A 14,491-nucleotide genomic window follows, 5' to 3' on the forward strand; every position below is an offset into this window, starting at 1 on the left:
GGCACAAATCGGATGCGGGCGCGGCGAGGACTCCCGAAACCACGCCACTTGCGCTACGTTGCCGATCAACCTCAAACCGCAACCTCGCAGGTCGGCCGCACGTGCCAGACTGATGCCCCGAATGGTGGATGGGGGTCGAAGGATGAGCTGGCAGGAAGATCTGCGCCGACTCGACGCGGACCTGGCGGCCGGCCGGATCGAACCGGCTGCGCACCGGAAGCAGCGAGACGAGCTGCTCGCGCAGGCATCAGGTTCGACCGTGCCTTCACCCGTGCCGTCGCCCCTGCGGCGGCCCCCGTCTTCGTGGCACAGCGCGAACCCCGCCGCGCAGCCGGTCGACCCGCGGTCCGCGCCGCCGCAGCGGATGGACACGCCGAACACCGGCCAGCAGCCGTTCCAGCCGCAGCAGCCGTTCCAGCAACCGCCGCCCCCGCGCCCGGCGCCGCCGTGGCAGCGGACGGAGTCGTCGTCGCAGAAAACGCTCTCCCCCCGCGCCGTGCCGCCGGTGCCGGACCACCTCACGACCGCGCCCAGCCCGGCCGACATCGTGCCCACGCGGTACATGCGCGTCGAAGGGTCCGTGCCGGAGGCCGACCAGATCAGCCGGTTCCCACCGCTCGGCCGCCCGGTGCACCACCGGCCGGAAGAGGCCGAGGAGGCGGCGGGCAAGCACCGCTCCGGCGGGGGCGGCCGGCCGACCTGGCTGTTCCTCGGCCTCGGCGTGCTGGTCGTGCTGGCGATGGTCGTCGGCGCGACCGCGTGGCTCGGTTCGGACGACGACAACCCGCCGCAGGGCGCGCCCGCGCCGACGACGTCGGCCGCGTCCGGGATCCGGCCCGAGCCGCTGGAAGACCGGCTGCCGAAGCTGCCCGGCGAGGCCAACCCGAACAACTCGACGCTGGCGATCGGGAAAGCGCGGGACCTGAAGCTGATCCCCGGCCCGACGGCCGACCTGTTCACGTCGAACGGGGCCAAGGAGATGGTGTTCCGCGGCAGCTCCGACGGCGAGGTCAACTACCTCGCGCTGGTCATCCCGACCGGCAGCGCCCAGAACGCCCAGACCGTCGTCGAGACGCTCTACCAGCAGGCGCTGTCGTCCGGGATGCGCCAGGTCGGCGCCGACGTCCGGACCATCTCCGGCCGCTTCGAGAACCAGTTCCTCAACACCAGCTGGTACGGCTCGGGCAACAACGCCGTCGTCATCGGGGTCGGGCTCCCCTACAAGGGCCAGTCCGGCATGAGCGGCCAGCTGGACGGGATGCTGAAGCAGTTCGAAAGCGTCCTGCCCGCCGGCTGAGCGCCGAGGGTCACGAACCGACCCTCCGGGGCCCGGTGAGCAGGGCTGAGTGCACAATGATGCGTGAGCTGGCTCGGCTGGCAACCGCTGACGAGATAGGGGGCCGGGTTTGTCCTGGCAGGAGGAACTGCGCCGGTTGGACGAAGAGCTGGCCGCTGGTCAGATTTCGGCCGACGACTACCGGCTGCGCCGGGACAGTGTCCTGTCCGCGGCCGTCAACGCCGATCCCCAGGCCGCACCGGCGGCGGGCAATCAGGCCGAGTCCACCCAGATCATCGCCCCGGTCTCACCGCCGTCCGGCCCGACCCCGGCGCAGCAGCCCGGGGGCGCCACGGCGGCGGACCAGACCCAGATCGTGAACTCCGGCTTCGGTGACGGCGAACGCACCCAGGCCGTCAGCCAGGGCGGCGCGCCGCAGGGCTGGGCGCCGGGCGCGCAGGCCGGCGACGCCGACCGCACGCAGGTCGTGCCGGGCATGCCGCAGCAGCAGCCGGGCCCCGGCGGGTACCGGCCGCAGGGCCAGGGCTCCGGCGGGTTCCCCCAGCAGGCTCCCCAGTACCACCAGCAGGGCCAGCCGATGCCCTGGAACGTGCCGAGCCAGGACACGAGCACCCCGTGGGGCGGCTCGGAGTTCCCGGCCGACACCAACTGGGTCGCGCAGGGCCCGGAGCCCTCGTTCGAGGCGGCGCCGGCCAAGGGCGGCAAGAAGGTCATCGCGATCGTCATCGCCGTGGTCGTGCTCGCGGGCCTCGGGGTCGGCGGGTACTTCCTCTTCTCCGGCAACTCCAACGAGACGCCGCCGGTCGCGCAGTCGTCGAGCGCGGCCCCGAAGCCGACGCAGAAGCCGAAGGACGACCTGGAGGTCGCCAAGCTCCCCGGCACGGTCCTGTCCACCACGGACTTCGCGAACTTCGACGACCTCAAGGCCAGCAAGTCGCTGACCGACGGCGAGTTCGAAGTGCTCGCCGACGCCAAGCCGTCGCGCGCCCGCCAGTCGGTGGCCAAGCTGCCGTCCGGGGCGACCGCTGTCGTGCTGACCGTGCTGGCTTCCGACGCCTCCGCCGCGTCGAACGCCGTCGAGGGACTCACCGACCAGCAGGTCAAGTTCAAGCTCGTCAAGTACACCGGCACCACGCCGCCCGGCGTCGAGGTGATGCAGCTGGTCAAGGACGACGGCGTCGTCCTGATCCGCGCGCACTACGTGCACAAGAAGACGGTCGTCCGCGTGCACGTCGACGGGCCGGACATGGCCACCGTCTCGAAGGTGTTCGACGAAATCCTCGCGAAGCAGCTGACCGAGCTGCCCGCCAGCAGCTGACATGACGGGAAGCGGTCCCCGGATCACCGCCTGCACGGTCGTCACCGGGGACCGGCGCGCCGCCGCCGGCGTGCTCGCCGCGTCCTACCGCGCACACCACCCCGGCCACGGCTTCACCGTGCTGGACGCCGACGAGGACACGGCGGCCGGCCGGCTCGGCCTCGACCCGGACGAGTACCACCGGCTCGCGACCTGCCACGCCGGCGCGGATCTGGTCGACGTCCTGCGGCCGCTGCTCGTGCGCACCTTGCTCGACGACTACGACGTCGTGGTGCTGCTCGACCCGGAAACCGAGGTGCACGCGCCGTTCGAGGACGTCAGCGTGCTCGCGGCCGACCACGGGCTGGTCGTCACGGCCGCGCTGCTCGAACCGCTGCCGCCCGACGGCCTCGAGCCGGCGCAGGTGCCCGGTGTCTTCGACGGCTTCCTCGCCGCCGGCCAGGAAGCCCGGCCGTTCCTCGGCCACTGGGCCGAGCAGGCGCGCCGGCGCTCGCCGCACCGGACCGAGCCGACCTGGCGGTGGCCGGACCTCGCGGCCGGGGTGTTCGACCACCTCGTCGTCCGGGATCCCGGGCTCGCCGTCGGCTACTGGAACCTGCACGAGCGGTCTCTCACCGGCTTGAAGTCCCTGGTGTTCCGCGGGTACGACGCCGAGACGCCGTGGCTGCTGACCACCGACTGCGGGCACCGGCCGCGCGTGCGGCTGTCGGCCGACCCGGCGCTGCGCGAACTCTGCGAGAGCTACGGCGAGCGCGTCGGGACCACTGAGGACGGAAAGCCGCCGTACGGCGAGCTTTCCGACGGTTCGCCGCTCACGACCCAGATGCGGCAGCTCTACCACGACACCTGGACCCGCGCGGAAACCTCGCGGCACACCCCGGACCCGCTCGGCCGCGTGGCCGAAAAGCTGCCACCGCACCCGTTCGGCGACGACGGCGGGCACGCGTTCCGGCAGTGGCTGGCCGAACCCGCGTCCCCGCTCGACGCCGCGACCGGGCTGACCCGGCTGGCCGCCGCGGTCTGGCTGGCCCGCGTCGACCTGCAGGCGGTGTTCCCGCACCCGCGGGGCGCGGACCGCGCCGGCTTCCGGCAGTGGTGCGCGACGCACGGCGCCGAGGAAGGCATCGTGCCGGAGTGGGCCGTGCCCGCGGAGCCGCCGGCGCCGACCCCGCCGGTGGCCGACTTCGGGGTCAACGTCGCCGGGTACCTGACCGCCGAGCTCGGGCTGGGCGAGATGGCCCGGGTGACCCAGCGGGCCATCGCCGCGGCCGGCGTGCCGATGGTGTCGGTCGTCGAGGAGCACTCGTTGTCCGGCTCGGTCCGCACCGGGCTGGCCGCCCCGGACGACGTCGGCGCGCCCCGGTTCGGGGTCAGCCTGCTGACCGTGAACTCGGACTTCACCCGGCTCATCCTCGACACGCACCCGGACACCGGGGCGGGCCGCTACCGGATCGGGCTGTGGGCGTGGGAGCTCGAGGAGTTCCCGGCGGTGATGCACGACGGCTTCGCGCTGGTCGACGAGATCTGGACGCCGAGCGACTTCGCCACCCGGGCGATCGCGGCGCACTCGCCGGTGCCGGTCCGGACCATTCCGGTGGCCGTGCCGGACCCGGGTGAGCCGGTCCGCGAGCCGGGCCCGGTCACGCAGTTCCTCTTCATCTTCGACTTCAACTCCACCGGTGGCCGGAAGAACCCATGGGGTGTCGTCGAGGCGTTCCACCGCGCGTTCCCCGCGCGGGACGACGTCCGGCTGGTGCTCAAGGCGACCAACGGGCACCTGAACACCCCGGCCGTGGAACGCCTGCGCCGCGCGGTCGGCGAAGACCCGCGTGTCGAGCTGCTGGAGCGTTATCTTACGGTGACCGAACTCGGCGCCCTGTATGCCGAGACCGACGCCTACGTTTCGCTGCACCGCAGCGAGGGGTTCGGACTCACGGTCGCGGAGGCGATGGTCAGGGGGATACCGGTGATCGCCACCGACTACTCGGGCACCACCGAGTTCTTCGGGCCCGAGCACGGCTGGCCGGTGCCGTTCACGATGACGGACGTCGGCCCGGGCTGGCCGCCCTACCAGTCGGAAGGCCGCTGGGCCGACCCCGACCTCGACGCCGCGGCCGAAGCGATGCGCGCCGTCGCGGACGACCGGGACGAGGCACGGCGGCGCGGGCAGGCCGCTCGCACGCACATCCTGCGCACTCGCTCGACGGACACCGCCGCGGCGTGGATGCGCGAGCGGCTGACCGAAGCCCACCGGACGTGGCTGGCCGGCCGTCCGCAGCCGGCGCCGAAGCGGCATCCGCTGGTCGCCGGGGCCCGCCGGGTGCTCCGGCCGGTCCGCGCCGCGGCCCGCCGGATGGGGGTGAGAGCGTGACGCGCACCGAGGGACCCAAGCCCACGCTGCCGCCCGTCTACGAGGCGTTCCTCCCGCGTGAGCACGCGCTGTACCGGCCGCGTCACGGCCGCAAGCAGCTCGCGGCGCTGCTGTGCGCGACGGTCTTCTTCGCCACCCCGGCGTTGTCGGCGATCCTCGGCGCGCGGCCGTCGGAGTTCGAGAACCGCAAGCTGACGCCGTTCCCGGGCATCGGCCAGGGCTGGTCGTTCTTCACGCAGCTGGGCCAGTGGACCACCGACCACCTGGTGTTCCGCGAGCAGGCCGTGCACGCCGCCGACGGCATCAGCCGCGGGGTGTTCGGTGAGCCGCCGCCGCTGCACCAGGAGAACCAGCAGGGACCGCTGCAGGTGCCCGCCGACACCGCGCCCACGAAGCTGGACCCGCGCCAGTTCCCCGACGTCATCGAGGGCAAGGACGGCTGGCTCTACCTCGGTGACGAAGCCACCAGCCACTGCGTGCAGGCGGTCGACCTCAACACCACGTTCGCGCGGCTGCGCTCCTTCCGCGACACCGTCGAGGCGTCCGGGCGGCAGTTCGTGGTCGTCGTCGCTCCGGACAAGATCGGCATGGTCCCGCAGCACCTGCCCGACGACTACCTCGGCAAGGACTGCCGCCAGAAGGTGGCCGACGACTTCTGGCGCCGGGTCGACGGTGAGAACTTCATGCTCGACGTCCGCGGCGGCATGCAGGAGTGGGCGAACCGCAAGGGCACCCCGCTCTACGGACCCCAGGACGCGCACTGGGACGACGAAGGCGCCATCACGGCGGTCCGCTCGGTCGCCGAGAAGCTGCGGCCCGGGATCAGCAAGACCTGGCGGCTGCAGCCGAAGGCCGACTGGCAGCTGCCGGCCGACCTGCCCCCGCTGATCGGCAAGACCGGTGTCACCGAAGGCACCCACTACGCGCTGATGCCGGACGGCAAGACCGATCGGACCCGGACCATGCCCGGCGACTACGTCACCCCGGTGCACACCGACACCACGAGCGGGGCCGGCACGTACGGCCTGCGCACGGCCTGGATCGGCGACTCGTTCACCATCCGGGCGCTGCCGTACCTCGCCGCGTCGTTCGGCGACCTGACCGCGCTCCACACCAGCACGGCCGACCACGACAGCGGTGAGGCCATCGCGGAACTGCTGCAGCGCAGTGACGTCGTGGTGCTCGAGCTGACCGAGCGCGGGTTCACCTCCGGCTCGGTGTCGCTGCTGTCGCCGGCGGTGCAGAAGAACATCTCGCGCAAGCTCAACCCATGAGATCGAACCGGGGAACCCGAAATGCCTGCTGACCGCGTGGCCGACGCACTGGCCCGCCTCGACGAACACCGCGAGCTGCACCTGCCGCTGCGCAAGACCGACGTGCTGGGCCGGCTGGCCCTGCGGTTCCTCTGGAAGCGCCAGGTGAAGTGGCAGGTCGAGGCCAACCTGGCGATCCGGGACGCGCTCGACGCCGTGCACCAGCAGACCCAGGGCGGCGACGGCCGGCTCGTCCGGCACTCCGAGCTCGTCCACGAGATCGAGCAGCTCCGCCGGCACGACCAGACGATGACCGCGGGCCTCAACCAGCGGCTGTACTCGGGGCTGGGCCGGGTCGAGTCGCAGCTGAGCGAGCTGCGGTTGCGCCAGGCCGAAAGCGGCGAGATCGGTGACGACGTCGAGCAGCGGCTGAAGGCGCTCGAAACCCAGGTCGCCTCGCTGACGTCGGCGGCCACCGACGTCCGGCTCCGGCACGCGCAGCTGGACGTCGCGCTCGACCGCGTCCGCGCCGGGCAGGAGCCGGCCGACGTCGAGGCCGCCGACCGCGAGTCGTTCCTGGAGCTCGCGCTGTCCGAGCTGCTGGACGGGCCCGCCGACCACGTCCGCGAAGCCCGCCGCGCGTACCTGCCGCTCGTCACCGGCCCGGTCTTCGACGTCGCGCCCGCCCGGGGCGAGTGGCTGGAAGTCCTGCGGTCGGCCGGATTGCCGTTCGCCGCGGCGTCGGACAACACGCTGGTCCGGAAGCACTGTGCCGGGCTGGGTTTCGACGTCGAGGCCCGCGAGCCGCTGGCCGCGCTCGCCGCCCGGCCGCCGCGCTCGCTGGGCGCGGTGACGGCGTTCCGGTACGCCGAGCGCCTGGCGCCGGACGTTCTCGCGCGCTTCTTCGACCTCGCCGCGACGGCGTTGCAGCCCGGCGGAGTCCTGCTCGTCGAGACTCCGGCTTCGGAAGCCGACCTGCGGCTGGATCCGTTCGCCCGCAAGGTTTTGCCCGCCATCTACCTGCGGTTCCTCGCCGAAGCGTCGGGCTTCGCGGACGTCGACGTCGTTTCGGTCGAGGCCCCGCACGGGCTCGGCGAGCGGCTGCGCCTGGTCGCCCGCCGATGAGCCGAACGCGCGCCACGGTGTGGACCCCGTTGCCGCCGCAGACCAGCGGCATCGCGGACTACAGCTACCGGCTGCTCGACGCGCTTTCCGAACTCGTCGACGTCACAGCGGTGCACGACTCGCCCTCGGCACGCGTGCCGGCGGGCGTCGAACTGCGTCAGCCCGGCGACCCCGGTGCCGGCGTGCCGATCTACCACATGGGCAACCACGCGGGGGTGCACGGCGAGATCTACCGCGAAGCGGTCGAGAACCCCGGCATCGTCGTGCTGCACGACCCGGCCCTGCTCGACTTCCACGCCGGGTACCTCGGCGGGTACACCAGCGACGCGTTCCGGGCGGAGGTGCGGTACGCGCACGGGCCGATCTGGGGCCACGCCACCGATCCGGCGCTGCTGCACGGCATGCCGGCCATCGAGGTCGACGGCGTCAAGACGCTCGACTACGCGACGTTGAGCATGGAACGCCGGCTCGTCACGAGCAGCCGCGGGGTGATCGTGCACGACCCGCACTCCGCGCGGCTCCTCCAGGCGCGGTACCCGCAGGTGCCGGTGCACGCTGTGCCGCTCGGCGCGACGCTGCTCGACGGCTCCCGGCGCGATGCCATCCGCGCCGACCTCGGCTGGACCGACGACCAGGTCGTGTTCGGCGTGTTCGGAAGCCTGGTCCGGTACAAGCGGGTCGCCGCCGCCGTGCTGGCGTTCGCCGAGCTGCGCCGCCGCTGGCCGAACGCGCGGCTCGTCGTCGCCGGGCACGCGGGTGAGCCCGAGCTGCTGGCCGAACTGCGCGAGACGATCGCGCAGAGCGGCGCCGGCGGGTCCGTCCACTTCGAACTGTCGCCGGACGAAAACCGGTTCGACGAGCTGATCCTGGCCACCGACGCCGTGATCAGCCTCCGCTGGCCGACCGCGGGTGAGACCAGCGCCGTGATGATGCAGGCCCTGGGCGCCGGGCGCGCGGTGATCACGAGCGACCTGCCGCAGCACCGGCACTTCGACCCGGAGTTCGTCTGGACCGTGCCGACCGATCCGGCGGGTGAGGCGGCCGGGCTCTACCGGCTGCTGGAACGCGGGATGTGCTGGCCGGAGGAGCTGCGCGCGGCCGGGGAGCTCGCGCGGAAGTGGGTCGGCGAGAACGCGTGCTGGCCGGTCGCCGCCCAGGGCTACGCCGCGGCGATCGAAGCGGCGTTGCCCGAGCCGGCGCCCGAAGTGCGGCGTCCCGGTGTCAACACCTTCGCCGATGTCCGCGCCAGCACCGGGTTGTCGGAGTCGGCGCGGCGGCACATCCAGGCGCTCGCCGCGACGGACACGAACGTCACCTTCACGGAGTTCAACAGCCAGGCGCCCTACCGCGCGGTGCCGGTGCCCCCGGACATCGCGGAACTGCGGCGGGGCAAGGAGTTCGACGTCGATCTCTGGATCGTCAACGTCAACGAGTGGCAGCTGATCCCCGAGCACGCGCTCGACCGCTACACGATCGCGCTGTGGGCGTGGGAACTGCCGGAACCGCCGCCGCACGCGCTGCCGCACCTGCCGGGCATCAACGAGCTGTGGGTGCTGTCGTCGTTCGTCTCGGACGCGTTCCGCACGGTCACCGACATCCCGATCACGGTGGTGCCGAGCGTGGTGCCGCACGCGCCGGGCATCCGGCCCGACCGCGCGCGGCTCGGCCTGCCGGAAGACGGCCTGATCGTGCTGTACACCTTCAGCGCGTCGTCCAGTGACGCGCGGAAGAACCCGTGGGCGCTGATCGAGGCGTTCCGCCGTGCGTTCCCGCCCGAAGAGCGGGGCACGAAGGCCCACCTGGTGCTCAAGGTGAACAACCTCGAACGCTTCCCGGAGCTGGACACCGCGTTGAGCGCGGCGATGGCGTCGGTCGGCGGCACGCTGCTGCGGCGCGAGATGTCCCGCGACGACATGGACACGCTGCTCGCGAGCTGCGACATCTACGCGTCCCTGCACCGGTCCGAGGGCTTCGGCATGGGCATGGCCGAGGCGATGGCCATGGGCAAACCCGTGGTGGCCACGGGGTTCAGCGCCAACCTCGACTTCATGCCGCCGGGCTCGGCCGCGGTCGTCGGGTACGACGTCCGCCCGATCTCGAAGCACGACCACCGGTTCGGCGCCGAGTTCGGCGACTGGTACTCGGTCGGCCAGCTGTGGGCGGAGCCGGACGTCGAGCAGGCCGCGCAGTGGCTGCGCCGGCTCGCCGACAGCCCCCGGCTGCGCGCGTCGATGGGTGAACGGGCGATCCAGGCGATCCAGGACTGGTCCAGCCCGGCCGCCGTCGGCAAGGTGATGACCGAACGGCTGGCGCAGCTGGCCCGCGAACGTCAGTAGCGGCGGACGCCGGGCTGGGCTTCCAGCTCGGCAACGCGGTGTTCGAGGGCGGCGGCCCGACGGCGGTGCTCCTCGGCCGTCCGGCGTGCCCGCGCGAGCTCCTGCTGAGCCGCGTCCAGCTGCCCGCCGAGTTCGCCGCGCGCCTGCTGCGCCGCTTCGACCGTCTCCTCGAGCCGCCGGATGTAGGCGACTTCGGACGGACGCGCCTGGCGCAGCTGGTCGCGCTCTTCGCGGATCTCGAAAGCCGCGTAGCGCTCGAAGTCGTCGAAGACGTTGGCGGGCGCGGCAAGCGCGGCCAAGGCGTCGGTGTCGGAGGCCTGGGCGTAGAAGCGGTTGAGGCCGTCGAAGAGCCCGCAGCGGTAGCCCGCTTCGAGCAACATCGGCTCCCACTCGTCGTGCGCGGGCTTCGGCGAGCCGGGCTCGGTCGCCTCGACGACGAGCACCCGCGGCCGGTGACGGCTCCAGTCGGCGCCCTCGATCACCGCGCGTTCGGCGCCCTCGACGTCGACCTTGAGGAAGTCGACGTCCCCGGGGTGGTCGTCGAGGAGCTGGGCGAGCGTGACGACGTCGACCTCGACGTCGCGAAGGCGCCAGTCTTCCTTGTACTGCGCGGCGAGCGAGTCGTCGACCGTCGCGCGGCCCCACTGGCCGTCGACGACGTGCAGCACGGTCTTGCCGGGCTCGGCCCCGACGGCGACCCGCAGGTTGACGTCCCCGGGACGCGCCTCGTCGAGCTCGTCGGCCAGCGCCGGCTCCGGCTCGACGTTGATCCCGCGCCAGCCGAGGTCGTAGAAGTGCTTGGTGACCGAGTCCCGGGTCGGGTAACCGGCCCCCAGGTCGACATAACGACCGGTGGCCTGGCCCGCGAAGACCCGGGCCAGGACGACGTCCTCCGCGTTCTGCGCGTAGGAGATCACGGGAGCGAGATCCCGGCCTTCGCGGCTTCGACCCGCAGGTCGTGGTCGACCATCATCGCGACCAGGTCCTCGAACCCGACCTCCGGCTTCCAGCCGAGCTCGGTGTGGGCCTTGGTGGCGTCGCCGACCAGGAGGTCGACTTCGGACGGCCGGAAGAACCGCGGGTCCTGCTCGACGAACCGCTCCCAGTCGTCGAGGCCGGCGTGCTTGAACGCGAGGTCGACGAAGTTGCGGACGCTGTGCGTGCGCCCGGTCGCGACGACGTAGTCCCCCGGCTCGTCCTGCTGCAGCATCTGCCACATCGCGCGGACGTAGTCGCCGGCGAAGCCCCAGTCGCGGCGCGGGTCGAGGTTGCCGAGTACGAGCTTTTCCTGCAGGCCCAGCTTGATCCGCGCGACGGCGTTGGTCACCTTGCGGGTGACGAACTCGATGCCGCGGCGCGGGCTCTCGTGGTTGAAGAGGATGCCCGAGCAGGCGAAGAGGCCGTAGCTGTCGCGGTAGTTCACGGTGATGTCGTGCCCGAACACCTTCGCGACGCCGTAGGGCGAGCGCGGGTAGAACGGCGTGGCCTCGGTCTGCGGCGACTCGCGGACCTTGCCGAACATTTCGGAGCTCGACGCCTGGTAGAAGCGGATCGGGTTGTTCTGGCTGCCGCCGACCATCCGGACGGCGTCGAGCAGCCGCAGCACCCCCAGCCCGGTGACGTTCGCGGTGAGCTCGGCCTGCTTGAAGCTCAGGGCGACGAACGAGATCGCGCCGAGGTTGTAGACCTCGTCCGGCTGCACCTGCTCCAGGACCCCGACCAGGCTGGAGAGGTCCTGCAGGTCACCCTCGACGATCTCGACGTACGGGTAGCCGGCGCGGATCATGTCGATCCGGGGGTTGTTCTGCCCCTTGACCAGGCCGAAGACCTCGTACTGCTGCTCGTGGAGCAGCTCGGCAAGGTACTGGCCATCTTGACCGGTGATACCGGTGATCAACGCACGACGCACGGGCTGAGCTTAGCCGGGTAGTCACCCACGCTTAGCCCGAAGGTGTGACTTCGGCCGTGTCAGTGAACGCCGTCCCCCGCTCGGACGCCCCTTGAGCAGAGCATCGGCCGGGAGAGGAGGCACCATGGTCTGGATCTGCCTGGTCGCGGTCCTCGCGCTCGTGTTCCTGGTCCGCGCCGTGCGCGTCGTCCGCCGCGTCAGGCGGGGCGACGGGGTCTGACCAGGCCCGACTCGTAGGCCAGCACGACCAGCTGCGCCCGGTCGCGCGCGCCGATCTTCGTCATGATGCGGCTCACGTGCGTGCGGGCCGTCGCCGTCGAGATCACCAGGTGGGCGGCGATTTCGTCGTTCGACATGCCGCCCGCCACCAGCCCGAGCACCTCGCGTTCGCGGTCGGTGATCTCCCGGACGGCGCTCGTGTTGATGCTCCGGTTCTCCGGGCGGCCGACGAACTCCTGGATCAGCCGGCGCGTCACGGTCGGCGCCAGCAGCGCCTCCCCGCTCATCACCACACGCAGCGCGCGCAGCAGCTCGACCGGCTCGGTGTCCTTCAGCAGGAACCCGCTGGCGCCCGCGCGCAGGGCTTCGTAAACGTACTCGTCGACGTCGAAGGTGGTCAGGACCAGCACCTTCGTCCCGGCGAGGTCGGGGTTCGCGGTGATCCGGCGGGTCGCCTCGAGGCCGTCGACGCCCGGCATCCGGATGTCCATCACGACGATGTCCGGCCGGTGCTCGATCGCGCCGGCCACGGCCTGCTCGCCGTCGCCCGCCTCGCCGCAGACCTCGAAGCCGTCTTCGGTCTCCAGCAGCACGCGGAACCCGGCGCGGACCAGGACCTGGTCGTCGGCCAGCAGGACGCGGATCATGCTTCCCCCTCGATCGGTAGCTCGACACGCACTTCGAAACCGCCGTCGACCGGCCCGGCGGTGCACCGGCCGCCGAGCGCGGCGGCGCGTTCGCTCATGCCCCGCAGGCCGTGGCCCGGCGTCGGCTGCGCGGTGCCGCGGCCGTCGTCACGCACCCGGAGCGTGAAGGCGCCCGGCTTGCGATCGAACCGGACGTCGACGTGTTTCGGCTGGTCGGCGTGCCGGACGACGTTGGTCAGCGACTCCTGCAGGATCCGGTAGCCCGCGGCGTCGACCGGTGCGGGGAGATCGGCGGGCTCGCCGTGGACGTCGACGACGAGCCCGGCGTCACGCGCGTGGGCCAGCAGCTCGGCGGCCTGGGCGAGGCTCGGCGCGGGCGCCTTGTCCTCACCGGAGCGCAGCACGGCCAGGGTCGCACGCAGGTCCTTGAGCGCGGACGCGCTGGCCTCCTTGATGTTGAGCAGCGCCTCTTTCGCCTGCTCGGGCCGCCGGTCGGCGACGTGCGCGGCGACGCCCGCCTGGACGTTGATCATGGCGAGGCTGTGCGCGACGACGTCGTGCACCTCCCGCGCGATGCGCAGCCGTTCCTGCTCGGCGAGCCGGTGCCGGTGCTCGTCGGCCTGCTCGCGCCGGGCGGCGAGCGCGTCGAGCTGGTACCGGACGGCGGTGCCGATCCCGATGACGGCCACCAGCCACACGACGACGAACCCGGCGCCGACCGCCAGCGTGAACGACCCCGACGTCACCACGTGCGCCAGGTAGGCCACGGTCAGCGCGGCGGCCCCGGCGATCCCGGCGGTGACCGGGCCGCGCTGCCGGGTGAGCAGGAACAGGGCGATGGTCGGCACGATGATCACCGGCCCGCCGGGCAACCCCGAGGCGTAGTAACCGAACGCGGACGCGGCCGTCGCCAGGAAGAGCGTCAGCGGAAAGCGGTGGACGACCAGCAGTGTCAGCGTGGTGGCGAGCAGCCACAGGAGGGCGCCGGTCGTCATCGGCGGCGCGGCGGGATCCCACCGCGACGCCCCGCTGGTCGCCCCGAGCACGAACCCCGTGACGACGATGGTGCGCACCACGCGCCCCACCCACGGGGACCAGCCCGGCTGCCATCTCATGCCGCGAAAACTACCGGTCGTGGCGGGTCGGCGCGTCCGTCACAGAGCGACAGTCCGCGTACGTCGTCAGTCGAACATGAGCGGGAGCTTCGCCGCCGTCTCCTCGTCGGCCGGGGTGTACGTCGAGACGGTGATCTCCGAGCGGCGGCCGTAGTAGAGGTACGTGAAGTTGAACTGCAGCAGCCCGACGTCCGGGTGCAGGTACCGCTTGGTGCGGATCGGCTCGGAGTTGACGTCGTGGTGCGGCCAGAGCTCGGCGAACAGCGGCGACTCCGCCTTCAGGCGCTTGACCAGCTGCTTCCACGCCGGCTCGGCGACGTGCTCGGCCATCGCCGCGCGGAAGGACGCGATCACGCGCGGGATGTTCGTCTCCCAGTCGAGCATGCGCTCGCGCCACTGCGGGTTGAGCAGGCACTGGACCAGGGTGTTGCGGTCCTCGAACGGGATCGCGTCGACGTCGCCCATCAGCCAGGTGTACCCCCGGTTGTAGCCGAGCAGGTCGCAGCGGGCGTTGCGCACCGCGACCGGGTACGGCTCCAGCTTCTTCAGCATCAGCTCCAGCTGCGGCGAGATGACCTGGCAGTCCTTCTCGCTCTCCGGCTCGGGTGCGCCGGCCAGCCGGAAGAGGTGGGTGTGCTCGTGCGGGTCGAGCCGCAGCGTGCGGGCGATCGCCTGCAGCACCTGCTCGGACGCGTTGATGTCGCGGCCCTGCTCGAGCCACGTGTACCAGGTGACCCCGACCCCGGCGAGCTGCGCGACCTCTTCGCGGCGCAGCCCCGGCGTCCGGCGGCGGCCCATGATCGGGAGGCCGACCTGCTCGGGCGTGATCCGCTCACGCCGGCTGCGCAGGAACCTCGCGAGTTCCTGGCGGCGAAGCTCGGATTCGACGGCGGTGGTCATG

At 72.1% G+C, this 14,491-nt stretch carries 11 protein-coding genes; 6 read left to right on the forward strand and 5 right to left on the reverse strand.

Translation table 11 applies throughout. The features are described 5' to 3' along the window. Window positions 1–142: 142 nt before the first annotated feature. The 6 genes from ACZ63J_RS15225 to ACZ63J_RS15250 all read left to right on the forward strand — a co-directional run bounded on the left by ACZ63J_RS15225 (window position 143) and on the right by ACZ63J_RS15250 (window position 9,700). On the forward strand, window positions 143–1,297 hold the full coding sequence (locus ACZ63J_RS15225; protein WP_465400977.1) for a flagellar basal body-associated FliL family protein: 1,155 nt from the start codon (window positions 143–145) through the stop codon (window positions 1,295–1,297). Between the two features lie 109 nt (window positions 1,298–1,406). Then, window positions 1,407–2,615 (forward strand): hypothetical protein, encoded by a 1,209-nt coding sequence (locus ACZ63J_RS15230; RefSeq protein WP_465400978.1) that lies wholly within the window; start codon window positions 1,407–1,409, stop codon window positions 2,613–2,615. A 1-nt stretch (window position 2,616) separates the two neighbouring features. Next, window positions 2,617–4,986 (forward strand): glycosyltransferase, encoded by a 2,370-nt coding sequence (locus ACZ63J_RS15235; RefSeq protein WP_465400979.1) that lies wholly within the window; start codon window positions 2,617–2,619, stop codon window positions 4,984–4,986. Then, a complete protein-coding gene (locus tag ACZ63J_RS15240) occupies window positions 4,983–6,260 on the forward strand; it encodes an alginate O-acetyltransferase AlgX-related protein (RefSeq protein ID WP_465400980.1) in 1,278 nt (425 codons plus the stop codon). Before ACZ63J_RS15235 ends, ACZ63J_RS15240 begins: the two co-directional genes overlap by 4 nt. Window positions 6,261–6,281: 21 nt before the next feature. Next, window positions 6,282–7,364 carry a hypothetical protein gene (locus tag ACZ63J_RS15245; protein ID WP_465400981.1) on the forward strand — a complete coding sequence of 361 codons (1,083 nt, stop codon included), beginning with the start codon at window positions 6,282–6,284 and terminating at the stop codon, window positions 7,362–7,364. Then, the gene (locus ACZ63J_RS15250; RefSeq protein WP_465400982.1) at window positions 7,361–9,700 is read left to right on the forward strand and encodes a glycosyltransferase family 4 protein; all 2,340 of its coding nucleotides are present in this window, start codon (window positions 7,361–7,363) and stop codon (window positions 9,698–9,700) included. The genes ACZ63J_RS15245 and ACZ63J_RS15250 overlap by 4 nt, the downstream gene beginning before the upstream one ends. Here the strand turns inward: ACZ63J_RS15250 and ACZ63J_RS15255 are convergent. From ACZ63J_RS15255 to ACZ63J_RS15275, 5 genes are all read right to left on the reverse strand, one after another. Further along, window positions 9,694–10,617, reverse strand: a complete 924-nt coding sequence (locus ACZ63J_RS15255) for an FkbM family methyltransferase (protein ID WP_465400983.1) — start codon at window positions 10,615–10,617, stop codon at window positions 9,694–9,696. The genes ACZ63J_RS15250 and ACZ63J_RS15255 overlap by 7 nt on opposite strands. Next, window positions 10,614–11,609: a GDP-mannose 4,6-dehydratase gene (gene gmd / locus ACZ63J_RS15260; protein WP_465306273.1), complete on the reverse strand. Its 996-nt coding sequence runs from the start codon at window positions 11,607–11,609 to the stop codon at window positions 10,614–10,616. The genes ACZ63J_RS15255 and gmd overlap by 4 nt, the downstream gene beginning before the upstream one ends. Window positions 11,610–11,806: 197 nt before the next feature. Continuing rightward, window positions 11,807–12,475, reverse strand: a complete 669-nt coding sequence (locus ACZ63J_RS15265; protein ID WP_465400984.1) for a response regulator — start codon at window positions 12,473–12,475, stop codon at window positions 11,807–11,809. Next, a complete protein-coding gene (locus ACZ63J_RS15270) occupies window positions 12,472–13,590 on the reverse strand; it encodes a sensor histidine kinase (RefSeq protein ID WP_465400985.1) in 1,119 nt (372 codons plus the stop codon). The genes ACZ63J_RS15265 and ACZ63J_RS15270 overlap by 4 nt, the downstream gene beginning before the upstream one ends. A 66-nt stretch (window positions 13,591–13,656) precedes the next feature. Continuing rightward, window positions 13,657–14,490, reverse strand: coding sequence for a helix-turn-helix transcriptional regulator (locus tag ACZ63J_RS15275; protein WP_465400986.1), 834 nt, complete (start codon window positions 14,488–14,490; stop codon window positions 13,657–13,659). Window position 14,491: the final 1 nt, after the last annotated feature.

It is taken from the genome of Amycolatopsis sp. NPDC104863 (assembly GCF_055582965.1).